Source organism: Parafrankia sp. BMG5.11, from assembly GCF_004337455.1.
Genome location: NZ_SJXI01000054.1, coordinates 1 through 26,154, shown reverse-complemented (window position 1 = coordinate 26,154; position 26,154 = coordinate 1). Strand labels below are relative to the sequence as shown.

General features: G+C 71.5%; 24 protein-coding genes and 1 pseudogene. 18 read left to right on the top strand and 7 right to left on the bottom strand.

The annotated features are described in order from the left end of the window. Positions 1 to 334 (bottom strand): CoA transferase (locus E0504_RS52425; protein WP_243657693.1); only part of this gene is annotated, 334 nt, incomplete at its 3' end. 137 nt (positions 335 to 471) lie between these two features. Continuing rightward, positions 472 to 1,236: an SDR family NAD(P)-dependent oxidoreductase gene (locus E0504_RS31510; RefSeq protein WP_112105776.1), complete on the bottom strand. Its 765-nt coding sequence runs from the start codon at positions 1,234 to 1,236 to the stop codon at positions 472 to 474. 533 nt (positions 1,237 to 1,769) lie between these two features. Here E0504_RS31510 and E0504_RS31505 point away from each other — a divergent pair. From E0504_RS31505 to E0504_RS31500, 3 genes are all read left to right on the top strand, one after another. After that, complete coding sequence (locus tag E0504_RS31505) at positions 1,770 to 2,804, top strand: dihydrodipicolinate reductase (protein WP_112105777.1); 1,035 nt, start codon at positions 1,770 to 1,772, stop codon at positions 2,802 to 2,804. A gap of 204 nt (positions 2,805 to 3,008) precedes the next feature. Continuing rightward, positions 3,009 to 3,179 carry a hypothetical protein gene (locus E0504_RS50600; protein ID WP_157904370.1) on the top strand — a complete coding sequence of 57 codons (171 nt, stop codon included), beginning with the start codon at positions 3,009 to 3,011 and terminating at the stop codon, positions 3,177 to 3,179. Then, positions 3,176 to 4,378, top strand: coding sequence for a CaiB/BaiF CoA-transferase family protein (locus E0504_RS31500; protein ID WP_112105778.1), 1,203 nt, complete (start codon positions 3,176 to 3,178; stop codon positions 4,376 to 4,378). The genes E0504_RS50600 and E0504_RS31500 overlap by 4 nt, the downstream gene beginning before the upstream one ends. Before the next feature lie 55 nt (positions 4,379 to 4,433). Here the strand turns inward: E0504_RS31500 and E0504_RS31495 are convergent, their stop codons facing one another. Next, on the bottom strand, positions 4,434 to 5,153 hold the full coding sequence (locus E0504_RS31495; protein ID WP_071066754.1) for an enoyl-CoA hydratase/isomerase family protein: 720 nt from the start codon (positions 5,151 to 5,153) through the stop codon (positions 4,434 to 4,436). Positions 5,154 to 5,387: 234 nt separating this feature from the next. Here E0504_RS31495 and E0504_RS31490 point away from each other — a divergent pair, with 234 nt between their 5' ends. The 7 genes from E0504_RS31490 to E0504_RS31460 all read left to right on the top strand — a co-directional run bounded on the left by E0504_RS31490 (position 5,388) and on the right by E0504_RS31460 (position 13,783). Continuing rightward, a complete protein-coding gene (locus E0504_RS31490) occupies positions 5,388 to 6,983 on the top strand; it encodes an AMP-binding protein (protein WP_131626321.1) in 1,596 nt (531 codons plus the stop codon). Positions 6,984 to 7,013: 30 nt separating this feature from the next. Further along, positions 7,014 to 8,192, top strand: coding sequence for an amidohydrolase family protein (locus E0504_RS31485; protein WP_112105780.1), 1,179 nt, complete (start codon positions 7,014 to 7,016; stop codon positions 8,190 to 8,192). Beyond that, on the top strand, positions 8,189 to 9,622 hold the full coding sequence (locus E0504_RS31480) for a FadD3 family acyl-CoA ligase (RefSeq protein WP_112105781.1): 1,434 nt from the start codon (positions 8,189 to 8,191) through the stop codon (positions 9,620 to 9,622). Before E0504_RS31485 ends, E0504_RS31480 begins: the two co-directional genes overlap by 4 nt. A 121-nt stretch (positions 9,623 to 9,743) precedes the next feature. Next, positions 9,744 to 11,321 (top strand): methylmalonyl-CoA mutase family protein, encoded by a 1,578-nt coding sequence (locus E0504_RS31475; protein ID WP_112105782.1) that lies wholly within the window; start codon positions 9,744 to 9,746, stop codon positions 11,319 to 11,321. Further along, a complete protein-coding gene (locus E0504_RS31470; protein ID WP_018505316.1) occupies positions 11,321 to 11,722 on the top strand; it encodes a cobalamin-dependent protein in 402 nt (133 codons plus the stop codon). Before E0504_RS31475 ends, E0504_RS31470 begins: the two co-directional genes overlap by 1 nt. 55 nt (positions 11,723 to 11,777) lie before the next feature. Next, on the top strand, positions 11,778 to 12,734 hold the full coding sequence (locus E0504_RS31465) for an LLM class F420-dependent oxidoreductase (protein WP_112105783.1): 957 nt from the start codon (positions 11,778 to 11,780) through the stop codon (positions 12,732 to 12,734). Next, positions 12,731 to 13,783 (top strand): CaiB/BaiF CoA-transferase family protein, encoded by a 1,053-nt coding sequence (locus tag E0504_RS31460; protein WP_112105784.1) that lies wholly within the window; start codon positions 12,731 to 12,733, stop codon positions 13,781 to 13,783. The genes E0504_RS31465 and E0504_RS31460 overlap by 4 nt, the downstream gene beginning before the upstream one ends. Here the strand turns inward: E0504_RS31460 and E0504_RS31455 are convergent. After that, on the bottom strand, positions 13,774 to 14,763 hold the full coding sequence (locus E0504_RS31455; protein WP_071066747.1) for a ferredoxin--NADP reductase: 990 nt from the start codon (positions 14,761 to 14,763) through the stop codon (positions 13,774 to 13,776). The genes E0504_RS31460 and E0504_RS31455 overlap by 10 nt on opposite strands. Before the next feature lie 114 nt (positions 14,764 to 14,877). Here E0504_RS31455 and E0504_RS31450 point away from each other — a divergent pair, with 114 nt between their 5' ends. From E0504_RS31450 to E0504_RS31440, 3 genes are read left to right on the top strand one after another with little or no spacing between them, the layout of a single operon-like run. Then, positions 14,878 to 16,281, top strand: coding sequence for a class I adenylate-forming enzyme family protein (locus E0504_RS31450; RefSeq protein WP_112105786.1), 1,404 nt, complete (start codon positions 14,878 to 14,880; stop codon positions 16,279 to 16,281). Continuing rightward, positions 16,259 to 17,164: an acyl-CoA dehydrogenase family protein gene (locus E0504_RS31445; RefSeq protein WP_131626320.1), complete on the top strand. Its 906-nt coding sequence runs from the start codon at positions 16,259 to 16,261 to the stop codon at positions 17,162 to 17,164. Before E0504_RS31450 ends, E0504_RS31445 begins: the two co-directional genes overlap by 23 nt. After that, on the top strand, positions 17,151 to 18,239 hold the full coding sequence (locus tag E0504_RS31440) for an acyl-CoA dehydrogenase family protein (RefSeq protein ID WP_112105787.1): 1,089 nt from the start codon (positions 17,151 to 17,153) through the stop codon (positions 18,237 to 18,239). The genes E0504_RS31445 and E0504_RS31440 overlap by 14 nt, the downstream gene beginning before the upstream one ends. Before the next feature lie 78 nt (positions 18,240 to 18,317). Here the strand turns inward: E0504_RS31440 and E0504_RS31435 are convergent, their stop codons facing one another. Beyond that, the gene (locus E0504_RS31435; RefSeq protein ID WP_071066743.1) at positions 18,318 to 19,082 is read right to left on the bottom strand and encodes an SDR family NAD(P)-dependent oxidoreductase; all 765 of its coding nucleotides are present in this window, start codon (positions 19,080 to 19,082) and stop codon (positions 18,318 to 18,320) included. 209 nt (positions 19,083 to 19,291) lie between these two features. Here E0504_RS31435 and meaB point away from each other — a divergent pair, with 209 nt between their 5' ends. Beyond that, on the top strand, positions 19,292 to 20,167 hold the full coding sequence (gene meaB / locus E0504_RS31430; protein ID WP_071066742.1) for a methylmalonyl Co-A mutase-associated GTPase MeaB: 876 nt from the start codon (positions 19,292 to 19,294) through the stop codon (positions 20,165 to 20,167). 71 nt (positions 20,168 to 20,238) lie between these two features. Here the strand turns inward: meaB and E0504_RS31425 are convergent, their stop codons facing one another. Then, the gene (locus E0504_RS31425) at positions 20,239 to 20,931 is read right to left on the bottom strand and encodes a TetR/AcrR family transcriptional regulator (RefSeq protein ID WP_071066759.1); all 693 of its coding nucleotides are present in this window, start codon (positions 20,929 to 20,931) and stop codon (positions 20,239 to 20,241) included. A gap of 393 nt (positions 20,932 to 21,324) precedes the next feature. Here E0504_RS31425 and E0504_RS31420 point away from each other — a divergent pair, with 393 nt between their 5' ends. The 4 genes from E0504_RS31420 (at position 21,325) to E0504_RS31405 (ending at position 25,732) form a co-directional block, all read left to right on the top strand. Beyond that, on the top strand, positions 21,325 to 22,323 hold the full coding sequence (locus E0504_RS31420) for an acyl-CoA dehydrogenase family protein (RefSeq protein WP_112105788.1): 999 nt from the start codon (positions 21,325 to 21,327) through the stop codon (positions 22,321 to 22,323). Further along, a complete protein-coding gene (locus E0504_RS31415; RefSeq protein ID WP_020461814.1) occupies positions 22,307 to 23,482 on the top strand; it encodes an acyl-CoA dehydrogenase family protein in 1,176 nt (391 codons plus the stop codon). The genes E0504_RS31420 and E0504_RS31415 overlap by 17 nt, the downstream gene beginning before the upstream one ends. A gap of 10 nt (positions 23,483 to 23,492) precedes the next feature. Then, a complete protein-coding gene (locus tag E0504_RS31410; protein WP_112105789.1) occupies positions 23,493 to 24,284 on the top strand; it encodes an enoyl-CoA hydratase in 792 nt (263 codons plus the stop codon). A 221-nt stretch (positions 24,285 to 24,505) separates the two neighbouring features. Continuing rightward, positions 24,506 to 25,732, top strand: a complete 1,227-nt coding sequence (locus E0504_RS31405) for a CaiB/BaiF CoA-transferase family protein (protein ID WP_112105790.1) — start codon at positions 24,506 to 24,508, stop codon at positions 25,730 to 25,732. 284 nt (positions 25,733 to 26,016) lie between these two features. On the opposite strand, the pseudogene E0504_RS54440 reads toward E0504_RS31405, so the two are convergent. Then, positions 26,017 to 26,154 (bottom strand): annotated as a pseudogene (locus tag E0504_RS54440) (acyl-CoA dehydrogenase); the annotation flags it as partial.

Here is a 26,154-nt window from a genome sequence, read left to right as displayed (position 1 = left end):
CCAGCGCGCGCATCGCGTCCCCGCGCTCGACGTGCTCGATCTTGATGACGTCGGCGCCCCAGTCGGACAGCAACGCGGACGCAGCGGGTACGAACGTGTGCTCAGCGACCTCGAGGATCCGTACACCCTGCATCACCGCGGTCATGAAACCCCTCCCGCCCAGGAAGCGGTCGGCGTTCCTGCCGGCCGACAAGTATTTAACATTGACGTCGATACCAGCTTCTACTCGAGTCGGTCCAGGGACAGCCCGGCGCCCGTGTCGGGTGCCCCCGGGACGGGCTGCCGCCGGACGCCGCCGGCCGCGGCCCGCCGACACGCTCGGGCGGAGCCGCACAAACACCCCGCAACGTCTGTGACGACACTCTCATGTCGCCGTCGCAGAGGCCAGGAGCTCTCTCGGTAGCTGGTGATCGGCTTGTCGGCCGGTGGAGGTGCCGGTCGCGTCGGCGCGGTGCCGGCACCGACGCGGTGTCAGCGGGGCGCCATCCGCAGGGCGCCGTCGAGCCGGATGACCTCGCCGTTGAGGTAGGAGTTCTCGAGCAGGTCGGTGGCCAGGCGGCCGAAGTCGGCCGGAGTGCCCAGCCGCTTCGGGTGCGGCACCCCCGCGGCCAGGCCGTCACGGATGTCGTCGCGCAGCCGGCCCAGCATCGGGGTCTCGAACACGCCGGGGGCGATGGTGTTCACCCGGATCGCCCAGCTCGCCAGGTCCCGGGCCGCGACGATCGTCATCCCGCGCACGCCGGCCTTCGCGCTGGCGTAGGCGGTCTGCCCGATCTGGCCCTCGAAGGCCGCGACGGAGGCGGTCAGCACGATCGCGCCGCGGTCGCCGTCGAGCAGCTCCTCGTTCTTCGCCATCCGCTGCGCGGCCAGCCGCACGACGTTGTACGTGCCCACCAGGTTGATCCGGATGACGTCGGCGTAGCTGTCGAGCGGGCCGGCGTTGCCCTGCTTGTCGAGGATGCGGTTGCGGTCGCCGCCCCGGCCGGCGCAGTGCACGACGGCGCGCAGCGGGCCGGCGGTCTCGGCCTCGTCCAGCGCCGCGTCGAACTGCTCGGTGTCGGTGATGTCCGCGGCGACGAAACGCACACCGAGCTCGGCGGCGACGTCCTTGCCCGGCGACGACGGCAGGTCCACGACGGTGACCGCCGCACCGCGCTCCAGCAGGACCCGCACGGTACCCAGGCCCAGGCCCGACGCACCGCCGGTGACCAGAACAGACCTTCCGTTGAGCAGCACGAATCCTCCTGCGCGAGTGTTTGGGATGGCGGCCGTCGAGGTGCCCGTGGTGGCAGCCGCGTCATGAATCACGACGAGTTGGACCCACGACGAGCTGCGCCCATGACAATTCGGCCGTAGTCGCGACAATATTGACGGCCGTGTCAGGCCGAGCCTACGCTGTGGTGCAGAGCACAGACCGCGCCTCGTTCCGCGGTCGACCGGCGGTACGGGCGCCCCGGCCTGGTCGTTCTCCCGTACCCCTGCTCGTCGGCTCCTCGCCGACCCTGTCGGCGCGAGTCGTGTCGGCGCTGGTCTCCGTCGGCCGGCGCGCGGTGGCCGGTGCTCGCACCACATCGTCTGCCATACCGACTCCGGTGTCATATCGACGCGACTGTCACATCGACGCAGCTGTCACCTGATGCGGCCGTCAACGTCGTCGTCACACCGGAGCGGCCGTCACACGACGCCGCCGGCGCGGCTGTCGAGGGCATGTCGGGCTCGCCGTCATGCCCGAGGCCGCGCGTCCCGGCGTCCAGGAGGGGATGACAACAATGGGGAAGCACAGGGTCGTGCAGTGGGCGACCGGCAACATCGGCACGTACGCGTTACGTGCCGTCATCGAGCACCCTGGCCTCGAGCTGGCCGGTGTCTTCGTGCACTCGGCGGAGAAGGCGGGCCGCGACGCCGGTGACCTCGCCGGCGTCGGCGCGACCGGCGTGGCCGCGACCGCCGACGTCGACGAGGTCCTCGCGCTCGGCGCCGACTGCGTCCTCTACATGCCCAGGTACTTCGACGTCGACGAGGTCAGCCGGATCCTCGCCTCGGGCGCGAACATCGTCACGACCCGCGGCGAGTTCCACCGGCTGGAGGACATCGACCCCGAGGTGCGCAAGCAGGTCGAGGCGGCCTGCGAGCAGGGTGGCAGCTCCATCCACAGCACCGGCAGCAGCCCCGGGTTCATCTCGGAGGCGCTTCCGCTGGTGCTGTCCTCCATCCAGCGCCGGCTCGACCGGCTGGCCATCGCGGAGTTCGCCGACCTGTCACGGCGGGACTCGCCGGGCCTGCTGTTCGACGTGATGGGCTTCGGTCAGGCACCGGGCGAGTTCGACGAGGGCCGTCTCTCCCACGGCAAGACCAGCTTCGGCCCCTCGCTGAACCTCGTCGCCGACGCGCTCGGGATGCCGCTCGACGGGCTGGAGGCCTCCGGCGACGTGGGGACGTCGGCCAAGCCGGTGCACATCGCCGCCGGCACGCTGGAGGCGGGCACGGTGGTCGCCCAGCGGCTGACGGTGTCGGGCCTGCGCGGCGGCCGCGAGGTCATGAGCTTCCGGGCGACCTGGTACTGCACCGCCGACATCGAGCAGGACTGGGACATCCGCGCCACCGGCTGGCACGTCGCCGTCGAGGGTGACGCTCCCCTCGACATCGACCTGCGCTTCCCGATCCCGATGGAGCGCATGGCGGCGGTCGCGCCCGCGTACACCGCCAACCGTGCCGTCAACGCCGTGCCCACCGTCTGCGCGGCCGCGCCGGGCATCCGCACCACGGTCGACCTCCCGCAGATCTTCGCCACCGCGCTCGGATAACCGCGCGGCGCGGCGCGGTTTCCGGGACGCGGCACCCGGGTGCGCGGCGTGGTTGGGCTCGACGTCGCCAGGGCGCGATCGAGCGGGTCGGCGGCCGCCGAGCGCCCCCGCCGGCGGGGGCACCGGTTCGTTCTCACCGAACGGACGGTTGATTCGCTTGTCTCGAGAATGTAACTTTCAGTCATCCTTTCCGGGCATCGGGAGGTGGCGGCGGTCCGCGCCCCACCACCCGGCGACGTCGACCCGGCCGGCGCGACCGCGCGGGACGACGCGCGGGTGTTCGCGCACCGGCTCCGACGGCGGGTGCCCGGGAGTCGGCGCCGTGGGCTGGAGGAGCACATGAAGCACAGGACGATCGCGCGGGCGGCCGCATGAAGCCGCTCGAGGGGATCCGGGTTCTCGAGGTGGCGATGTACGGCTTCGTGCCGTCCGCGGGCGGCGTGCTCGCCGACTGGGGCGCCGAGGTCATCAAGGTCGAGCACGCCGTCACCGGCGACCCGCAGCGCGGGCTGAAGCAGACCGGCAATCTCAAGGTCGGCGACGGCCCGAACCCGAACATCGAGCACGCGAACCGCGGCAAGCGCAGCCTCGGCCTCGACATGTCGAAGCCGGAGGGCAAGGCGGTCCTCGAGGAACTGATCCGGCGCGCGGACGTGTTCCTGACCAGCTTCCTGCCACGCTCGCGCCGCAGCCTCGGCATCGACGTCGAGGACGTCCGCGCGATCAACCCGAAGATCATCTACGCTCGCGGGAGCGCGTTGGGCCCGCGCGGGGTGGAGTCGGAGAAGGGCGGCTTCGACATGACCGCCTTCTGGGCGCGTGCCTCCTGCGCGGCCAGCATCACCCCCCGCAGCCGCGACGGCATGACGCCGCCGCCCGGTCCGGCCTACGGGGACACGATCTCGGGCACGAACCTCGCCGGAGGGATCGCGGCGGCCCTGTTCCGGCGGGAACGCACCGGCGAGCCGTCCGTCGTCGACGTCTCACTGCTGGGCAGTGGGCTGTGGGCGATGGGGCAGTCGATCGCCCTGTCGCTCCTGCTCGACGAGCCGCTGGTGGCCCCCGAGCCGGGTTCGCTCGCCTCACCCAACCCGCTGTCCGCGCTGTACCGGACCTCCGACGGCCGGTTCCTCTCGCTGGTCATGCTGCAGGCCGGCCGGTACTGGCCGGACGTCTGCCGGCACATCGACCGGCCGGAGCTGGCCGACGACCCGCGGTTCGCCTCCGCCGAGCTGATCGCGGCCAACGCCGAGGAGGCGGTGAAGCTGCTCAGGGAGGCGTTCGCCGCCCGCACCCTGGCGGAGTGGACCGAGCGGCTGGCCACGCTGTCCGGGCCGTGGGCCCCGGTACAGGACTCGTTGCAGGTGGGCGGCGACGCTCAGATCCGGGCGAACGAGTACCTGCTCCCGGCCGGGGAGATCGAGCTCGTCTCCAGCCCGGTCCAGTTCGACGTGTCCGCCCCCGAGCTCGGACCCGCCCCCGAGTTCGCCGCCCAGACCGAGGAGATCCTCATGGAGCTGGGTCTGGACTGGGACCGCATCATCGAGCTCAAGGGCGCCGGCGCGGTCACCTGAGCCTGCCGCCCGTCGCGGGCGGCCGGGCTACCTGCCGCCCGCGACAGCGACAGCGTCAGCGGGTGCGCTTCGTCGCCCGCTCGACGGCCGCCCAGTGCTCGTCGGCCACCCACAGCCGGGCGAAGGTGCGGGCCGACTCCTCGGCGCCGACCCCGTCGCTCATGACGTACTTGATCGCCCGGGCCGGGGGAGTGGCGAGCGACCTCGCCAGCGCGCGCCAGCCCGCGTCGAACTCGGCGCGGGGCAGGACCCGGTCGAGCAGGCCGAGCCGCTCCGCCTCGGCCGCGCCGAGGGTGACACCGGTGCCGGCGAGCAGCAGCGCCCGGCCCCGCCCGACCAGGTCCGCCAGGCGCTCGGCGCCGCCCCAGGCGGGCATGATCGCCAGGGTCGACTGGGTGAAACCGATCTTGATGTCGTCGGCGGCGACCCGGATGTCCGCGGCCACCGCGACCTCGGCGCCCCCGCCCAGCGCGTGCCCGTTGAGCGCGGCCACGACCGGGGCGGGGAAGTCCGCGATCCGGTCGCAGATCTGGCGCATCCGCAGCGCCATGCCGGTGGCCTCGTCCTCGGTGCGCAGTGCGGCGAGCTCCTTGAGGTCGCCGCCCGAGACGAAGGCCCGGTCGCCGGCGCCCCGGACGACGAGCGCGCCCGCGCCCGCGGCGGCGTCCAGCGCCTTCTCCAGCTCGCCCATGGTCGCCAGCGAGATGGCGTTGCGCGCCTCCGGCCGGTCGATGGTGATGACGGCGAGCCCATCATCCAGCTCAAGATCAATCACGGGCGCGACTCCACGGCTCAGGAACGGTCCACGGCCAACGAGCGGCCGAGAATTCGATTCTTTGTAATGAAGAGTACCATTCCGGCCTGCTGGCAGGGGTCTGTCGGCGGCGTGCGCGGCCGTCCCACCACCCCGTCCGCAGATGCCGCTGTTGTGGTCGGTCGCGGGGAGAGGTGGAACTTGTCCTCTCTGCCTGAGAGAGTCTAGGTATCGTCAGAGATCGGAGCTCGCGTCATGCGCACGATCCCACCTGAGCTGGTCAAACGGTACGAGGACGAAGGGTGGTGGACGCCCGAGACGCTGGGCGGCCTGCTCGCCGCCGGCCTCGACGCGACCCCCGACGCGGAGTTCCGCGTCCACTCGGCGGTCCGGCCGTGGTCCGGGACGTTCCGCGACGTCGAGCAGGTCGCCCGCCGGCTCGCCGCCGGGCTGCGGGCCCGCGGCGTCGGCCCCGGTGACGTCGTCGTCTTCCAGCTGCCGAACTGGATGGAGGCGGCCGCCGTCTTCTGGGCGTCCTCCTTCCTCGGGGCGGTTGTGGTTCCCGTCGTGCACTTCTACGGGCGCAAAGAGCTCGGCTACATCCTGGAGCGGACCTCACCCAAGGTCTTCGTCACCGCCGAGGGCTTCGGGCGGATGGAGTACCAGCCCGACCTGAGCCGGGACGTCCCCGTCGTCGGCGTGGTCGGCCGCGACTTCGACGAGCTGCTCGCCGACGCCCCGCTGCCCGGCGTGATCGCCACCGATCCGGCCGCCCCGGCGGTGATCGCGTTCACCTCGGGAACCACCCGTGACCCCAAGGGGGTCATCCACACCCATCAGACCCTCGGCTTCGAGACGCGCCAGCTCGCCGGCCTCTACCCGCCGGACCGCGGCCGCCAGCTCACCGCCGCGCCGGTGGGGCACTTCATCGGCATGCTGAACGCGTTCCTGATCCCCGTCCTGGACGGCTGGCCGATCAACCTGGCCGACGTCTGGGACCCGGCCCGGGCCCTGGAACTGATGGTGAGCGACGGGCTGACCGTCGGCGGCGGCGCCACCTACTTCGTGACGAGCCTGCTGGACCACCCGAGCTTTTCGCCCGAGCAGCACCTGCCGGCGATGAAGTACGCCGGGCTGGGCGGGTCGTCCGTCCCAGCGGCGGTCACCACCCGGCTGGACGAGCTCGGCATCACCGTCTTCCGGTCCTACGGCAGCACCGAGCATCCGTCGATCACCGGCTCGCGCCACACCGCGCCGGCGGAGAAGCGGCTGTTCACCGACGGTGACCCGCTGCCCGGGGTGGAGATCCGGCTCGACGCCGACGGCGAGATCCTCAGCCGCGGCCCGGACCTCTGCCTCGGCTACCTCGACGAGGCCCTGACCGAGCAGGTCTTCGACGCCGACGGCTGGTACCGCACGGGCGATGTCGGTGTCCTCGACGCCGACGGCTACCTGACGATCGTCGACCGCAAGGCGGACTTCATCATCCGCGGCGGGGAGAACATCAGCGCGCTCGAGGTCGAGGAGGTGCTGCTCACCATGCCCGGGGTCGCCGAGGTCGCGGTGGTCGCGGCCCCCGACGTCAGGCTCGGCGAGCACGCCGCCGCGATCCTGCGGCTGCAGCCCGGGATCGGGCTGCCCACACTGGAAGAGGTGCGCGCGCACTTCGCGCGGGCCGGTCTGGCCCGGCAGAAGTGGCCCGAGGAGCTTCGCGCGATCGAGGACTTCCCCCGGACACCCAGCGGTAAGATCCAGAAGGTCGTGCTCCGGCGGGAGCTGCGCGCCGTCCCGCAGGGAGACCGTCAGGGGGACCCATCGGGACACATTGCGGCTGGGCAGGGAAGAGAATAGGGTTCTCCTTATCAGTAAGGGAGGATCTCAATGTCTACGCGAGTGCCGCCGTACCCGATCTTCGACGCGGACAACCACCTGTACGAGACCCAGGACGCGTTCACCAAGTACCTGCCCGAGGAGTTCAAGGGCGCGATCCGGTACGTCGAGGTGGACGGCCGGACCAAGATCGCTGTCCGGGGTCACATCAGCGAGTACATCCCCAATCCGACCTTCGAGGTCGTCGCCCGGCCCGGTGCGCAGGAGGACTACTTCCGCATCGGCAACCCGGAGGGCAAGTCCTACCGGGAGATCATCGGCAAGCCGATGCGCTCGATCCCGGCCTTCCGTGAGCCGAAGTCCCGCCTCGAGCTCATGGACGAGCAGGGCATCGAGCGGACGCTGATGTTCCCGACGCTCGCGAGTCTGCTCGAGGAGCGGATGAGCGACGACCCCGAGCTGACCCACATCGTCATCCACGCGCTCAACGAGTGGCTGTACGAGACGTGGCAGTTCAACTACGAGAACCGGATCTTCACCACCCCGGTGATCACGCTGCCGATCGTCGAGAAGGCGATCGAGGAGCTGGAGTGGGTCGTCGAGCGCGGGGCGAAGGCGATCCTGATCCGCCCGGCGCCGGTTCCCGGGTTCAGCGGCTCGCGGTCGTTCGGCCTGCCGGAGTTCGACCCGTTCTGGGAGAAGGTCGTCGAGCACGACCTGCTGGTCACGCTGCACTCCTCGGACAGCGGCTACAGCCGGTACACCGACGACTGGGAGAGCAACAAGCGGGAGTTCCTGCCGTTCCAGCCGGACGTCTTCCGGATGATCGGCCAGTGGCGTCCGATCGAGGACTCGGTGGCCGCCCTGATCTGCCATGGCGCGCTGTCCCGGTTCCCCACCCTGAAGATCGCCGTCGTCGAGAACGGCGCCTCCTGGGTCGGCCCGCTGATCAAGACCCTGAAGGACGTCTACAAGAAGTACCCGCAGCAGTTCGCCGAGGAGCCGGTGTCGGTGCTGCGGCGCAACGTGCACATCAGCCCGTTCTGGGAAGAGAACATGGCCGACCTCGCCGAGCTGCTCGGCGTCGAGCGGGTGCTGTTCGGCTCGGACTTCCCGCACCCCGAGGGCCTCGGTGACCCGGCGAGCTTCGTCGACGAGCTCAAGAACCTCACCGACGAGGAGAAGGCCCTGATCATGGGCGGAAACCTGGCCAGGCTGATCTCGGGATGAAATGGGAAACCATCCCGGAGATGGTGCTGAGCGCGGCCGACCGCTTCGACGACGCCGAGGCGGTCGTCGACGGTGCGCTGCGCCTCACCTACACCGAGCTGGTCGACCGCATCCGTGTCGCCGCGGGCTCGTTCGCGGCGGCGGGGGTGGGCAAGGGTGACCGGGTCGCGATCTGGGCGCCGAACTCCGCCGAGTGGATCATCGCGGCCTTCGGGCTGCTGACCGCCGGCGGGGTTCTGGTGCCGGTGAACACCCGGTACAAGGCGGAGGAGGCCGACGACATCCTCCGCCGGAGCGGGGCCAGGATGGTCCTGGTCCAGGAGGGTTTCCTCGGGCAGGTCTACGCCGGCACCACCTGTGTCCCCGCCGTCGACATCAGGTCGGGCTTCCTGTCGAGCGGCGCGCCGCTCGAGCGGCCGGTGGGCCAGGACGGCGACGAGACCGCCGACATCCTGTTCACCTCGGGCACGACCGGGCGTCCCAAGGGCGTCATGATGAACCACCGGCAGACGCTGCGGCTGTACGAGGAGTGGTGCGAACTCGCCGACCTGCGCGAGGGCGACCGCTACCTCTGCGTGAACCCGTTCTTCCACAACTTCGGGTACAAGGCGGGCCTCGTCGCGGCGCTCATCCGCGGCGCGACGATCGTGCCGATGGCGGTCTTCGAGATCGACAAGCTGATCGAGCTGGTCGAGCGCGAGAAGATCACGATGCTGCCCGGCCCGCCGACGCTCTACCACTCGCTGCTGGCGGTGCCGGACAAGACCGCGCTGGCCTCGCTCCGGTGTGCCGTCACCGGGTCGGCCGACATCCCCGTCGAGCTGATCCGGCGGATGCGTGACGAGCTGCCGTTTCAGTCGATCATGACCGGCTACGGCCTCACCGAGGCGGGGACGGCGACCGCGTCGAGGCCGGGCGACTCGTTCGAGGACATCGCGACCACGGTCGGCACCGCCTGCGACGGTGTCGAGGTGGCCGTCGCCGACGACGGCGAGGTGCTCGTCCGCGGGTACACGGTGATGCAGGGCTACCTCGACGACCCGGTCGCCACCGCCGAGGCGATCGACCCCGACGGCTGGCTGCACACCGGTGACCTCGGCACGCTCGACGAGCGGGGGCACCTGCGGATCGTCGGCCGCAAGAAGGACATGTTCATCGTCGGGGGCTTCAACGCCTACCCGGCCGAGATCGAGGGGTTCCTGCTCGAGCACCCCGCGGTCGCGCAGGCGGCCGTCATCGGCGTCCCGGACGAGCGGATGGGCGAGGTCGGCAAGGCCTTCGTCGTCCGGCGCGCCCCGGTCACCGCGGACGAGCTGATCACCTGGAGCAAGGGCAGGATGGCGGGGTTCAAGGTGCCGAGGACGGTGGAGTTCCTCGAGAGCCTCCCGCTGAACGCCTCGGGAAAGGTGATGAAGGACCACCTGCGGTGACCGGGTGTCCGGGGCCCGCGCGCCGCCGGCAGCCGGCGCGCGGTCGGTACCCGGTGAGCGCCGCGGCCCCGGGGCCGCGGCCGGTGTCGACGTTCCGTCTCCAGAAAGTGTCGAAGCGACGATGAGCGATTCTGTCCAGACCAACTCCGGCCTGCCGGTGGAGCCGGTGTACGGGCCGGCGGACCGCGCCACCGAGCCTCCCGCGCCGGGCCGTTTCCCGTTCACCCGGGGTAACTACGCCGCCGGGTACCGCGGGCGCACGTGGACGTTCCGCCAGTACTCCGGCTTCGGTACAGCCGAGGAGTCCAACAGCCGGTACCGCTACCTGCTGGAGCAGGGCGGCACGGGCCTGTCGGTGGCCCTCGACCTGCCCACCCAGTGCGGGTACGACTCCGACGACCCGGAGGTGACCGAGGAGGTCGGCCGGGTCGGCGTCGCGGTCGACACGCTCGCCGACGCCGAGGTGCTCTTCGAGGGCATCCCGCTGGACAAGATCAGCACCAGCTTCACGATCAACGGCACCGCCGCGATCCTGTTGGCCTTCTACGTGGCGGCCGCGGAGCGCTCCGGCGTGCCCCGGGCCAAGCTGACCGGGACGATCCAGAACGACATCCTCAAGGAGTACGCCTCCCGCGGGACGTGGATCTGGCCGCCGGAGCCGTCGCTGCGCCTGATCGCCGACACCATCGAGTTCTGCGCCGAGGAGGTGCCGCGCTTCAACGCGATCTCGGTCGCCGGCGCGCACTTCCGGGACGCCGGCGCCAACGCGGTGCAGGAGATGGCGTTCACCCTCGCCGACGGCGTCACCTACTGCGACACGGTGATCGAGCGCGGTCGGCTGTCGATCGAGAAGTTCGCGCCGCAGGTGTCGTTCTTCTTCTACACCCACGGCGACTTCTTCGAGGAGATCGCCAAGTACCGGGCGGGCCGGCGGCGGTGGGCGACCATCGTCCGGGAGCGCTACGGCGCCACCGCCGACAAGGCGTCGATGTTCCGCTTCGGCTGCGTGGCCGGCGGGGCGTCGCTGTACGCGCCGCAGGCGCAGAACAACATCGTCCGGGTCGCGTACGAGGCGATGGCGTCGGTGCTCGGCGGCGTGCAGTCGATGTTCACCGCGGCCTGGGACGAGCCGTTCGCGCTGCCCAGCGAGGAGTCGGCGACGCTCGCGCTGCGCACCCAGCAGATCCTCGCCTACGAGACCGGCGTGACCCGCACCGCCGACCCGCTCGGCGGCTCGTACTTCGTCGAGGCGCTCACCGACGCCACCGAGGCCCGCATCGTCGAGATCATGGACGACCTCGAGCAGCACGGCGGCATGGTCCGCGCGATCGAGGACGGCTATCTCCAGGGCATGATCGCCGACGAGGCGTACAAGCTGCACCAGGACATCGAGAACGGAACGGTGCCGATCGTCGGCGTGAACCGGTTCGTCTCCGACGAGCCCGCGCCGGACCTCGCCACCTACGAACTGGACGCCGAAGGCCGCGAGCGGCAGCTGAAGCGGCTGGCGAAGGTCAAGGGCGAGCGCGACGCCGCGGCCGTCCGGGCCAGCCTCGACGCGCTGGCCCGCGCCGCGGAGGGGAATGGGAACCTGATGCACAACCTGATCGACTGCGCCAACGCCTACTGCACAGTGGGCGAGATGGTCGCCACCCTCAAGAACGTCTGGGGCGAGTTCCAGCAGCCGGTGGTGTTCTGATGCCGGCGCGGGTACTGGTCGCCAAGCCCGGCCTGGACGGGCACGACCGCGGGGCCAAGATCGTCGCGCGGGCGTTGCGCGACGCCGGCTTCGAGGTCGTGTTCACCGGCATCCGGCAGCGCGTCGAGGACATCGTGACCATCGCGCTGCAGGAGGACGTCGCGGTCGTCGGGCTGAGCATCCTCTCCGGCGCGCACATCGCGCTGACCACGCGCACCATCGAGGCGCTGCGGGCGGCGGACGCGGCCGACATCGCCGTCGTCGTCGGCGGCACCATCCCGCCGGCGGACGTCCCCAAGCTGCTCGAGGCGGGCGCCGCCGGGGTGTTCCCGACCGGCACCCCGCTCGAGCAGCTGGTCACCGAGGTCCGCGCGCTGACCTCGACACCCACCCCGTCCTGATCCGGGGCACGGGCGCAGCGAGACATCGGAAACATTCGAGACCTGGAGGGGTCCAGTGCGGGTCGGCGTGATGATCGGACCGGAGCGGGGTGACTCCGCGCGCAAGGTCGGGCGGATGATCGACGACGTGTTGTGGGCCGAGAGCGCGGGGATGGACACCGCCTGGATCCCCCAGGTGCCCTCGGACTTCGACGCCCTGATCGCCGTCTCGCTGATGGGCGCGCGCACGGAGCGGATCGAGCTGGGGACGGCGGTCGTCCCGTTGCAGGCCCAGCACCCGGTGGCGCTGGCGCGCCAGACGCTGTCCGCGCAGGCGGCCACCGGCGGGCGGCTCGCGCTGGGCGTCGGGCCCTCGCACCACTGGATCGTGCGGGACATGCTCGGCCTGCCCTACGACAAGCCGGCGGCGTTCACCCGGGACTACCTCCAGGTTCTCCAGGTGGCGCTGCACGGGCCCGGCCCGGTGGACGTCGAGAACGACACGTTCCGGGTGCACAACCCGCTCGAGATCGGCCCGATCGCCCCGCTGCCCGTGTTCGTGGCCGCGCTCGGCCCGGTCATGCTGCGCATCGCCGGCGAGCACGCCGACGGGACGGTGCTGTGGCTGGCCGACGAGCGCGCCGTCGCCGACCACGTGGCGCCCCGGATCACCAAGGCCGCCCAGGAGGCGGGCCGCCCGGCGCCGCGGATCGTGGCGGGCATCCCGGTCTGCCTGTGCCTGCCGTCCGAGGTCGACAAGGCCCGGGAGCGGGCGAACCGCATCCTCGGCGAGGCCGAGGTCTCCCCGAACTACCAGCGGCTGCTCGACCAGGGCGACGCGACGAGCGTCGGCGACCTGTGCGCGGCCGGCGACGAGGCGGCCATCCTCGCCCGGTTCCGGCAGTTCGCCGACGCGGGGGTCACCGACCTCTCCGTGCGGCTGCTGCCCATCGGCGAGAACCGGGACGAGCTGGTCGCGTCCAAGCGCCGGACCCGGGAAGTGATCGCCGCCCTCGCGGCGGAAGTGAGATGAGCGCCGGACCGCTCGACGGCATCCGCATCCTCGAGGTCGGCCACATCCTCGCCGGCCCGTACGCGACGATGGTGCTCGCCGACCTCGGCGCGGAGGTCACCAAGCTCGAGCCGCCGGGCGGAGATCTCTCCCGGCAGGTGAGCGACGCCTACTTCGCCAGCATCAACCGTGGCAAGCGCAGCATCCGCCTCGACCTGACCAGCGAGGACGGCCGGGCCCGGCTCGGCGAGCTCGCCGCCGACGCGCACGCGCTGCTGGTCAACCTCAAGCCGTCGGCGATCCGCCGGTTCGGCCTGACCTACGAGGACCTGCGCAAGTACAACGAGAAGCTCGTCTGCGTCGCGCTGACCGGCTTCGGCCTGTCGGCGGGTGACGACCCGGCGTTCGACTACGTGATCCAGGCCGCCACGGGCATCGCCGCGCTCACCGGCGACCCGGACGGCCCGCCGACGCTGCCCGGCTACTCCTCGGCGGACAACTCCGCCGGCCTCACCGCCGCGGTCGCGCTGCTGGCCCAGATCGTCTCCGGCCGCGGCGGCCAGCTCGAGGTCTCGCTGCGCGACGTGATGCTCTCCCAGCTCAACTACCGCGCGGCGGCCTACCTCAACGACGGGGTCGAGCCGCGCCGGCTGCCCTTCGGCGCGCACTCCTACTACGTCCCCGCCCAGCTCTTCCCGACCGCGGACGGCTACCTCGCCCTGTTCGTCACCCACGACGGCTTCTGGCGCTCGTTCGCCACCGAGGCGGGGGTGAGCGGCTTCGCGACGATGGCCGAGCGCGCGGCGCGCCGCGAGGAGGTCCTCGCGGTGGTCACCGCGGCCCTCGCCGCGGACAGCGCCGCGAACTGGGAGGACCGGCTGCGGCGGCTGGGTGTGCCGGCGGCGAAGGTGCGCACGCTGCCCGAGGCACTGGCGGCCACCCCCGAGGTCGTGGTGACCGCCGGCGACTTCCGGCTCGTCGGCAGCCCGATCCGCGTAGCGGGCTACGAGCCCGTCTACGGGCCGCCGCCTCGCCTGGGCGAGCACGGCGGCCGGCCCGATCACTCGTAACGGACGACGGTCGAGCCCGAGTCGGGCACTCCCTGGCAGGTCAGGATGTAGCCGTCGTCGATCTCGTCCTGGGTGAGGGCATCGTTGACCCGCATCGTCGCGGTGCCCTCCTCCAGCTTCGCGATGCAGGTGGCGCAGGTCCCGGATTCACAGGAGAACGGTGGGGCGAGGCCGCCGCGCCGCGCGCTTTCGAGGAGGGTCTCGCCCTCGCGCCTGGATACGGAGATCTTCTTCCGGCCGAGGAAGATGGTGACGGTTCCCTCGACCTCCTCACCGGCGGGCTCGGTGCTGGCCGGTGTGCCGAAGCGTTCGACGAAGACCCGCCCCGGCCCGGGAAACGCGCTCTCGACGAGATCCATGAACGGCTCGGGGCCGCAGATGTAGCAGTCGGCGTTGCCGTCGGCGCCGACGAACGCCTTGACGGCGGCGTCATCGAGGAATCCGCTGTCCGCGTCGAGGTGGCGCACGACGGAAAGGCGGTCCGGGTACTTCTCGACAAGCTCCGCGAGCGCCCGCTCGAAGATCATTGACGGCTTGTCGCGGTCGGCGCACAGCAGCCGGACAGTGCGGTCCGTGTTCGACAGCGCGCTCTTCGCCAGCGAGATGATCGGAGTGATTCCACTGCCGCCACAGAAACCCAGCAGGGGGACGTCGGTCTCCTGGAGGCAGAAGATGCCCTTGGGCTCGGTGACCTCGACCTCGTCGCCCGCGGTGACGTTGTCGATCAGCCAGTTCGACACCCGGCCGCCCGGCACCCGCTTGACCGTGGTCATGAGCTCGGAGTCGGTCTCCGGGGCGCTGGACATCGAATACGAGCGCAGGAGCTCCTCGCCGTCGATCTGCACTCGGAAGGTGACGAACTGACCGGCCCGGTACGTGAACGATCCCTCGCGCGGAGCGAGCACGAAGGTACGCGCATCGGCGGTCTCGTGAACGGTCCGGGTGACGGTCGCCCTCTGGAACAGAGGGGCTCTCGGCATCGACGGCCTCCTTCTGGTATGAAGATTCTGCTGAAGTGAGAATATAATTTCCGCAGCACCTGCGTCGTCCCGTGCCCGCCTCCGCGTTGACGTGACCGTCCGAAAGGAGCGGCAGTGAGTGACCGCCCCGCGCTCGTCTTCGAGGAACAGCGGTACAGCCTGGAGCGACTCGACGCGCTGACCGACGGGCTGGCCACGGGATTGGCGAAACATGGAGTCCGGTCTGGGGAACGCGTCGCACTGATGGCCTCGAACCGGCCGGAGTTCGTACTGGCCGTCCGGGCTGTCTGGCGACTGGGCGCGGCTATCGTACTGCTGAGTCCGTCCTGGCGGCGGGCCGAGATCGAGCACGCGCTGGCCGTCACCGAGCCCGCGCATGCCGTCGGTGACCAGGACGCGCTGGCCGAGCTGCTGCCGATGTGGCACCTCGACGAGCCGATCGGCGCGGGGGAGGGGCCGTTCCCGACACCGGACCCGCACGCCGACGCGCTGCTGGTCTTCAGCTCCGGCACGACCGGTCTGCCGAAGGCCGCCCGGCACACACGGGCCTCGTTCGGCGCGGCCGTCGGGCACTGGCGCGACGCACTCGGCCTCACCGCCGCGGACCGCGTCCAGATCACCACCCCGCCCTCGCACATCCTCGGCCTGCTCAACATCGTCACCGCCCTGGAGACCGGCGCCTGGATGCGGCTGCACCGCCGGTTCGACCTCGAGCTGATGCTGCGCTCGATCGAGACCGACCGGATCACCGTCGAGATGGCCGTCGCGCCGATCGCGCTGGCCATCGCCGCCCACCCCACGCTGGAGTCCTTCGACCTGTCGTCGCTGCGGTACATCATGTGGGGCGCGACACCGGTGACGGCCAGCGTCGCCGAGACCGTCACCAGGCGCACGGGCGTCGGCTGGGTGCCCGCCTACGGGGCCAGTGAGCTGCCGGTCATCGCCTGCAACCCGCTCGAGGGGGCCCGGCTCGACAGCGTCGGCCGGGCCGTCCCGGGCGTGCGGCTGCGGGTGGTCTCGCTGGAGAGCGGAGTGCCGGTCGGCCCCGGCGAGACCGGCGAGATCCAGGCCCGCGCGGAGTCGCTGATGGCCGGCTACCTGCCCGCCGAGGCGACGGCGGACGCGTTCGACGACGGCTGGTACCGCACCGGCGACGTCGGCAACCTCGACGCGGACGGGTGGCTCCGGCTCACCGACCGGGTCAAGGAGATGGTCAAGGTGCGCGGCTTCCAGGTCGCGCCCGCCGAGGTCGAGGGTGTGCTGCACGCGCACCCCGCGGTCGCCGACTGCGCCGTGTTCGGCCTCCCCGACACGGCCGACGGCGAGGTGCTCGTCGCGGCCGTCGTGACGAGTACCCAGGTCGACCCGGCGGAGCTCGTCGCGTGGGTGGGCGAACGGCTCGCCTCCTACAAGCGGCCCCGCCGGATCGAGCTCGTGGAAGAAATCCCCCGCCTGCCCTCGGGCAAGGTACTGCGGCGAGTCCTCAAGGAGCGCTATGGACGTACGTCTGACGACTGAGCAGCGGGAGCTGCGCGAGGCGGCCGCCCGGCTGGCCGACGACCTCGGCCCGGGATCCGTCATCGATCTCGACGACGCCGACCGCGCGGCGCGGCTGGAGAAGGCGGTCGCCGCCACCGGGTGGCGCTCGCTGCGCTCCGACGGCGCCTCCGGGGTCGAGGTCGCCCTCGTCGTGGAGGAGTTCGCCCGCGGCCTGGTGGACGTCCCCTTCCTCGGGCCCGTGCTCGCCGACGACCTGCAGGCCAGGTCCGGCGCGGCGGCCGAGCCGGTGGCGCTCGCCGTCGGCGGCGAGGCGGTGGACGCCCGCGGCCTGAGCGCCGCCCTGCGCCTGGTCGACAACCGGGTCGAGACGACCGGCGTCGGCGAGCCGGTGTTCGGGATCGACCTCACCCGGACGAACGCCGCCGTCACCGAGCCCGTCGCGGCGGTCGGCGAGCTCGCGGCGGACGCCGCGCAGCGCTGGCAGGCGCTGGCGCTGGTCGTCACCACCGCCGACATCCTCGGCGCCGCCCGCGGCGCGCACGCGCTGGCCTGCGACTACGCGAAGGTACGCAGCCAGTACGGCAAGACGATCGGGTCGTTCCAGGCGGTGGCCCACCTGCTCGCCGAGAGCCTCGCGCTGATCGAGGGCTCGGTCAGCATCCTGCGCTACGCCGCCTGGGCGGTCGACGAGCTGGATCCGGCGGAGGCGCTGCGGGCCGGCCGGTTCGCGAAGGTCTACACCGAGCGCGCCGCGCGGACCATCTGCGAGACGTCGATCCAGGTGCACGGCGGCATCGGCAACACCTGGGAGTGCCTCGCCCACGTCTTCCTGCGCCGCGCGCTGACGTCCGGCGCGCTGTTCCCCGTCTCTCTGGAGGAGATCGACCTTGGACTTTCGTGACTCGCCGGAGGAGGCCGCCTTCCGCACGCGGCTGCAGGACTGGCTCGCCGAGAACGCGAAGAAGTTCCCGACGTCGGGTGACGAGTACTGGGCCAAGGCGGCGCAGTGGCACCAGGCCCTTTACTCGGGCGGGTTCTTCGGGACCTCCTGGCCGAAGGCGTACGGCGGCCAGGAGCTGCCACCCGTCTACGACGTGATCGTCGACGAGGAGCTGGCCCGCGCCGGCGCGCCGGCGCGGCCGAGCCTGGGCTACCTGGTCATCGGCCTGGGCCGGCACGGCAGCGAGGAGCTGCGGCAGCGGTTCCTGCCGGGCATGATCAACGGCACCGAGCGCTGGTGCCAGGGCTTCAGCGAGCCCGGCGCCGGCTCCGACCTGGCCTCCCTGACCACGACGGCCACCCTGGAGGGCGACCACTACGTCCTCAACGGCCACAAGATCTGGACGAGCTACTCCGATGACGCCGACTGGTGCCTCGTGCTCGCCCGCACCGACCCGGACGCCCCACGGCACAAGGGCATCTCCGGATTCATCGTGAACATGCACCAGCCGGGCATCGAGCAGCGCCCGCTGCCGATGATCAGCGGGGTGACCAAGGAGTTCGGCCAGGTCCTGTTCGACGGCGCGACGGTGCCGGCCGACCAGATGGTCGGCGCGCCCGGCGAGGGCTGGAAGCTGGCCATGACGGTCGTCAGCCACGAGCGGGAGCCCTCGACGCTGGGCTTCACCGCGCGGTACGGAAAGACCGTGCGCAACCTGGCGGCCCGCCTGGACGGGGAGCCGTCGGAGTCGCTGCGGTGGGCCGCCGTGCAGACCGAGATGCTGCGCCTGCACGTGCGCCGGCGGCTGTCCGAGCAGCTCGACGGGCTCAGTCACGGCCCGGACGGCTCGCTGGACAAGCTGTTGATGACCTGGGTCGAGCAGTCGGTGGGGCACGCGTCGCTGGACGCGGGCGGCACTCGCGACGCCGAGCTGCTGGGCACCTACCTCTACAGCCGCTCGCAGAGCGTCATGGGCGGTACGTCGCAGATCCAGAAGAACATCATCGCGACCCGCATCATCGGTCTGCAGGCCTGACCCGGGACGGGTGCCTGCCGCCGGTCGGCGGTGGCGCGGGGAGCAGCTCCCCGCGCCACCGCCGAGGCGGTGCGGGGACTACTTCGGCGGGAAGCGCAGCGCGCCGTCGAGGCGGATGACCTCGCCGTTGAGGTAGTCGTTGGTGATGAGCTGCTCGGCGAGCGAGGCGTACTCGGGCGACTGGCCCATCCGCTTCGGGAAGGGGACCTGCGGGCCCCAGTAGGCCTCCAGCTTCTCCCCGGCCTTGCCGTAGGCCGGGGTCAGGATCGTGCCCGGAGCGATCGCGTTCACGCGGATACCCAGCGGCGACAGGTCACGCGCGGCGACCAGCGTCATGGAGATGACGCCACCCTTGGCGGCGGAGTAGGCGATCTGGCCGATCTGCCCCTCGAAGCCGGCGATCGACGCGGTGTTGACGATGACGCCCCGGGCGCCGCCCTCGAGCGGCTCCTCCTGGGCGATGGCGGCCGCCACCAGCCGGGTCACGTTGAACACCGCGGTCAGGTAGTACGTGACGGTCGTCGTGAAGGCGTCCAGGCTGTGCGGCGAGCCGTCCTTGCCGACGAGCCGACCGCCGCCGGCCGGGCCGCCGTGGGTGTCGACCGAGATCCGCAGCGGGCCCAGCGTCTTGGCCTCGGCGATCGCGGCGAGGATGTCCTCCTCCGAGGTCGCGTCCACGTGGACGTAGCGGATGCCCAGCTCGGACTCCAGCGCCTTGCCCTTCTCGTCCGCGACGTCGGCCACGACGACCTTCGCGCCCGCGGCGTGGAGACGGCGGACGGTGGCCTCCCCGAGGCCGCCGGTTCCACCGACGACGAGGGCGGAGTTTCCGCTGATCTGCATTAAGGTTTCCCTCTCTTGCTAGCCGCACTTTCGATCTGGAAGACTAACATTCTCATGAATGCGATCACGATCAAGAGCGCAGCCGCTTCGGTCGATGTGCGGCCCCGGATCTCGCGGGCCGTCTGTTCTGGTGCACACGTCGGTTCCGTCGGGGCCGCCGGCGTTACCGGCCGTGGCACGTCCCCAGCCGGCCCGCACATCGGACCCCGGTGAACATTCTGGAGACTGTGGCCGCCGCGCGCGCTGGTTCACTGCGCGCCGTCGGCCGGTTGCTGAGTCAGGTCGAGGGCGCCGGCCGTGACCAGGTGCTGGCGGCCCTCGAGCCGGCCACCGCCCGGGTGATCGGCGTGACGGGCCCGCCCGGCGCGGGCAAGTCGACCACGATCGGCGCGCTCGTCGGCGCCTACCGGGAGCGCGGCCTGCGGGTCGCGGTGCTCGCCGTGGACCCGTCCTCGCCCTACAGCGGCGGGGCGCTGCTCGGCGACCGGATCCGGATGGCCTCGCACACGAACGACCCCGACGTCCTCATCCGCTCGCTGGCCGCCCGCGGCCACCTGGGCGGGCTCGCCGCGGCCGTGCCGGCCGCCGTACGGGTGCTCGCCAACCTGGCCTACGACCTGGTCCTGGTGGAGACGGTCGGGGTCGGCCAGTCCGAGATCGAGATCGCCGCCGTCGCCGACCCGACGATCGTCGTGCTGACGCCGGGCGCCGGCGACGCCGTCCAGGCGGCCAAGGCGGGCCTGCTGGAGGTCGCCGACCTGCTGGTCGTCAACAAGGCCGACCGCGACGGCGCCGACCAGACCGTGCGTGACCTGCATCTTGAGGTCGACGCCCCGATCCTCACCCTCGTCGCGTCCAAGGGGGAGGGCCTGGCCGCGCTGGTCGAGGCGATCGACGCCCACCACCGCGCCGACACCCTCGCCCGCCGGACGGCCCGCGCGCACGCCCAGATCCTCTCGCTGGCGCAGACCCGCCTACGGGAGCACCCGGATCTCGGCCGGCTCGCCGACGAGGTGGCCAACGGCCGGCGCGATCCCTACGCGGCGGCCGAGCTGCTGCTCGGCGGCCTGCCCGAGAAGGCCTGACGGCGCGGAGAAAGACCTTCTCGGCGGCGGGCGACGCGGCGTATCGCCCGGCCGTGTCCAGGCGGATCCGATCAGGTGGTCTGCACACCACCGGTGAAACCGGTGAGGCAGAAATCCCACACTTCCTCGACGGTGATCGGATGTACGTTCTCGTCCTCGGACACCCCGTTGGACTGGGCCAGGAACATGACGGTCTGCATCACCATCGCGGCGGCGCGGCGTGGCTTGAGATCGGGGCGCAACTGACCGGCCGCGGCGGCCCTCGTCATCATGTCGGTGATCAGGGCGAGCAGCGGCGCGTGCGCGACCTTGACCTCGGCCGGGTGCGAGACCAGCAGCTGCGGGGCGAAGTCGGTGAACAGGGGCCGCTGCTGGCGGGCCCGGTCGGAGTGGCTCTGCTCGTACAGCAGGCGGACGGTGATCCTGAGCTGGCCCAGCGGGTCGGGCTCCGCGGCGGAGGCCTCGCGGATCTGCCGGGCGGACTCGTTGAGGGCGTCCTCGAACAGGGCGAGCAGGAGCTCGTGCTTGCCGCTGAAGTGCTGGTAGAAGCTGCGCAGCGACTGGCGTGACCGGTCGACGACCTCCTGCACGGTGAGGTCGATCGAACCCTTCTCGGCGATGATCGCCTGGGCCGCGTCAAGGAACTGGACGACACGCTGCTCGGCCCGGAGCTTGGCCGCCCGGGTCGAGCGCTCGACGGCACGCTGCTTCCAGGCCGGCTCTTCGGTCGGCGTGATCACGGGCAGCTCCGTCTTCTGTGCCATGTACAGAAAGTACTGCACTGCTGCGCAGACATACTGCTAACACAGCAGGTGGACCCACTCCGGTGCCGTCGAGATCATAGCTATCGATCAATGAGAATGATATTCTCGCACCTGTTCGGCGTGAAGGACCACAGGAGTGGTCCATACGTGACCTGGCACGTGCAAACCGACTCTGGGATGTTGGAAGGGCCGGCGGGGGTCGTCGGTCCCTCCGCGCGCACCGGGCCGGCAGGTGTGCCGTCCCCGGGGTGTTGTCGGGCAGTGTGTGCTCTCAAGGAGCCGATGTGACGATCTTCGCTGACCCGCGTGGCGGCACGGGAGGCCCGGCCGTGGCGCCCCCCGCCCGCCCCGCCGCGGCCGGCGCCGCCGCCGACGCGAGCCCGGGAGGGCGAGATGCTCTTTGAGTTCGACTCCGACCAGCGGCTGTGGCAGAAGACGATCCACGAGGTCCTGGTCAAGGAATGCCCGCCGGCGCTGATCCGCGGGATCGCCGACGAGGGCGCCGACCCCGCCCCGCTGTGGCGGGTCTACGCCGACCTCGGCTGGACCGAGCTGACCGAGCCCAGTGAGGCCGTGGAGCTGGCGATCGTCCTCGAGGAGCTCGGCTGGGCGACCGACCCGACCCCCTATCTGGCGACGATGACCTGGTTCGCCCCGCTCGCCCCGGGGGGCGCAGAGGGGGGCCAGACCGGCAGCGCCGTCCTGGACGGCGTGTCCGCCCGGCGTGACCGCGACGGCTGGGTCCTCAGCGGCGTTTCGCGGTACGTCCTCGACGGTGACCGCGCCGACCGGCTGGCCGTCGTGACCGACGCGGGGGTCTTCGTCGTCCCCGCGGCTGATGTGCGGGCCACCCGGGTCGACGTCTTCGACCCCACGCTGCACATCGCAGAGGTCTCGCTGCCCGGCGTCCGGGTCGGCGACGACGCGCGCACGGGCGCCGACCCACGGGCGGCCCGGGACCTGGCGCTCACCGGGCTGGCCCTCACGATCGTCGGGGCCTGCCGCCGTGTTCTGGAGCTGACGCTCGACCACGTGCGCACCCGCGAGCAGTTCGGTGCGCCGATCGGGTCGTTCCAGGCCGTCAAGCACAAGGCGGTGGACATGCACGTGGCGCTGGAACGCGCCCGCGCGCTGGCCTACTTCGCGGCGCTGACGATCGCGGCCGACGACCCGCGCCGCCGGCTCGCCGCCTCCATGGCCAAGGCCGCCGCCGGCGAGTGCCAGTCGGTGGTGTTCCGCAACGGCCTGCAGCTTTTCGGAGCCATGGGCTTCACCTGGGAGAACGACCTGCAGTTCGCGCTCAAGCGGGCCGTCGCGGGCGAGCTGCTGCTCGGCGGCGCCGCCGAGCACCGGGCGCTGATCGCCGAGGAGTACCGTGCAGCTCACGTTTGATGCCGACGTCGAGAAGTTCCGCGCCGAGTTCGTGGCGTTCCTGGACGCGCACCTGCCCAGCGAGGCCGAGACCGGCGAGCGCGCCTACTCCAGTGCGCACGTCCCCGAGTGGGCGCGGCGCTGGCAGCGGCTGTTGTTCGACTCCGGTTGGCTGCTGCCGGGTAATCCGCCGGAGTTCGGCGGGCGCAACGCCTCCATCCTCGAGCAGTACGTCCACCTCGAGGAGCTGGACCGCCGGCGCATCTACCACAGCTTCAACCCGCAGGGGCTCGGCATCATCGCCGCCTCGCTGCTGTCGTTCGGCTCCGAGGAGCAGAAGCGTCGCTGGGCGGTGCCGATCCTGCGGGTCGAGATCACCGCGGCGCTCGGGATGAGCGAGCCCGGCGCCGGCTCCGACCTGGCCTCGCTGCGCACCCGGGCGGTGCTCGACGGCGACCACTTCGTGGTGAACGGGCAGAAGATCTGGACGTCCGGCGCCCACGACGCGGACGTGCTGCTCACCTTCGTCCGCACCGACCCGGACGCGCCCAAGCACAAGGGCATCAGCGTGCTGCTGATCCCCACCGACACCCCCGGCGTCACCCGCCGGCCCTTCGGCTCCCTGATCGACCGCGACGACGTCGACTTCAACGAGGTCTTCTTCGACGACGTCCGGGTGCCGGCGGAGAACCTCGTCGGCGCGCTGAACAACGGCTGGCACGTCGCGAACGGCTCGCTCGGCCACGAGCGCACCCTGCTGTGGCTGAGCTTCGCGCTGCGACTGGAGGAGCTCGCCCGCGACTTCCGTCCCGTCGACGCGCTCGACCGCGACGCGTACGCACGGCTCGTCATGGACGCCCAGGCGCTGCGGCTGCTCGGTTCGGCGGCGCTGGCGCGGGCCGCGCGCGGCGAGCAGGACGTCGCCGCGCTGTCCGTTCTGAAGCTGCTCGGGTCGGAGGCGGTGCAGAAGGCCTCGGAGCAGGCGATGGAGTCAGCCGGGGTGGCGGCACTCGAGCATCCCGGGATGACCGCGCCATACGCTCATCTCAATCTCGAGGCGTTCTCCGCCGGGTGGTTCGAGCGCTACGCGCGGTCGTTCGCCGGCACCATCGCCGGGGGCACCTCGGAGATCCAGCGCACGATCGTCGCCGAGCGCGTGCTCGGTCTGCCCCGGAGCTGAGGAGCCAGGCTTGTTAATTCTCTACGACGTCGCCGACGGGATCGCGACGATCACCCTCAACCGCCCCGAGGTCGCGAACGCGCAGAACGGACCGCTCCTCGAGGAGCTCGACGCGGCGTGGACGAAGGCGGCGGCCGACAAGGACGTGGCGGTGATCGTGCTGCGCGCGGAGGGGAAGCACTTCTCCGCCGGGCACGACCTGAAGTCCGGTCAGCCGCTCCCCGACAAAATCACCCTGGAGATGCTCTACGAGCTGGAGGCACGGCGCTACCTGGAGTTCTCGCTGCGGTGGCGCAACGTTCCCAAGCCGTCGATCGCGGCGGTGCAGGGGCGCTGCATCTCGGGCGGGCTGCTGCTGTGCTGGCCGTGCGACCTGATCATCGCGGCCGAGGACGCGCTGTTCTCCGACCCCGTCGTCGCCATGGGCATCGGCGGTGTCGAGTACCACGGGCACACCTGGGAGCTCGGCCCGCGCAAGGCCAAGGAGATCCTCTTCACCGGGCGCGCGGTCACCGCCACCGAGGCCGAGAAGATCGGCATGGTCAACAAGGTGGTGCCCCGCGACCAGCTCGACACCGAGACCCGCGCGCTGGCCCAGCACATCGCGACGATGCCCAGCTTCGGGCTCCGGCAGGCCAAGCGCGCGGTCAACCAGACCCTCGACGTGCAGGGCTTCTACGCCGCGATCCAGTCGGTGTTCGACGTCCACCAGACCGGGCACGGCAACGCGCTGAGCGTCAGCGGATGGCCGGTCCTGGTCAACCTGGACCAGATGAAGTCAGCGATCAAGAAGGCCGACTAGGCCTGACCGGCCGGCCCGGAGCAGGGCCGACCGGTCTGGTGGGCCGGTTCGGAGCCAGGCCGACCAGGGTTCGGCGGGCCGGTCCGGCGCAACAAGGTCAACGGAGCCGGCCTGCCGGCCCGAGACACAGCCGACGGCGGCGGGCGGGGGCGCGTGACGGCCCCGCCGGCCGCCTTTAGCCGCGCGTCGCCCGCCGACGCCGGCACATCCCGGGAGGCACCATGACCGCAACGGACGAACGAGCCCTCGGCGGCACCATCCGCGGCGGGCCGCGCCCGCTGGAGGGGCTGCTCGTCGTCGGTCTCGAGCAGGCCGTTGCGGCACCGATCGCCACCCGGCACCTCGCGGACATGGGCGCCCGGGTGGTGAAGGTCGAGAACCCGCGCGGCGGGGACTTCGCGCGCCACTACGACGGCGCGCTCAACGGGATGGCGGCCCACTTCGTGTGGGTCAACCGCGGCAAGGAGTCGCTGACCCTCAACCTCACCGACCCGCGGGGAGCCGAGGCGCTCGAGCGGCTGCTGGGCCGGGCCGACGTCCTCATCCAGAACCTCGCCCCCGGGGCGGCGGCCCGGCGCGGCCTGGCCGCCGAGCAGGTGGTCGCCCGCCATCCGCGGATGGTCGCGGTCGACATCTCCGGCTACGGCGAGGGCGGTCCGCTGTCCCACAAGCGGGCCTACGACCTGCTGGTGCAGTCCGAGGGCGGGTCGTGCTCGGTGACCGGCGAGCCGGGCCGGCCGGCCAAGGCAGGCATCCCGATCATCGACCTCGCCACCGGGATGTACGCCCTGAGCTCGATTCTCGCGGCCCTCTACGCCCGCCGGGAGACCGGGCGCGGCTCGGCGATCTCGCTCAGCCTCTTCGACGTCGTCACGGAGTGGATGGGCTACTCCCTCAACTTCACCATGGGCACCGGTGTCGAACAGCAGCCGGCCGGGGTGGGCTCGCCCGCCGTCGCGCCCTACGGCGCCTACCCGACGGCGGACGGCCAGACCGTCGTCCTCGGCACCACCAACGACCGGGAATGGCAGCGGCTGGCCCGCACCGTCCTCGACCGGCCCGACCTGGCGGACGACCCGGCCTTCGCCGGCAACGCCGACCGGGTGCGCGAACGCGCCCGCCTCGACGAGGTGATCATCGCCTGGTCGAAGAGCGTCACCCTCGTGGAGGCCCAGGAGATCCTGGACAACGCCGAGCTCGGCAACGCCCGCCTCAACGGTGTCCAGGACGTCCTGGACCACCCGCACCTGCGTGAACGCGACCGCTGGCAGGAGGTCTCGACCCCCACCGGCACCGTCCAGGCGCTGCTGCCCCCGCCGATCGCCGCCGAGTGGACGCCCCCGATGGGCGCGGTCCCCGCCCTCGGTGAGCACACCGACGCCCTCCTCGCTGAGCTGGGCTACCCGACCGAGGAGATCGCCGCCCTGCGCCGCGACCGGGTGGTGTAACGCGCGCCCCGCAGCCGAGAGTACGGGTGCGGATCGCCATCTTTCGGGCAAAACACTCGAAGCTCCGGGTAGCCTGCTCGCCCTTTCGTTTCGTCCTCGCCGTTTCGGGGGTCGATCCCGGGGGAATCCGGTCCGAAAGGGCGAGAAGGAGAGTAAAGGGCGAGCAGGCTGGCCCCGGAACCCCCGCGCCGGCTTCCGCGGAGCATCCACCCGGAAAGCCGAAGGGCCTTCTCGCGGGAACCGTTCCGGTTCCCGCGAGAAGGCCCTTCGGCTTTTTCGACCTGTCAGAGGTTGACCAGGCGTGGGGCGTGGTTGTTCTGGCGGATGTGGGCGCCGGCCTGGCGGGTGAGGTCGCGGGTGCTGCCGAGGAGGCCGTCGAGGGTGAGGGTGCGGCGGAGGTGGTGGTGGAAGTCGTGTTCGGC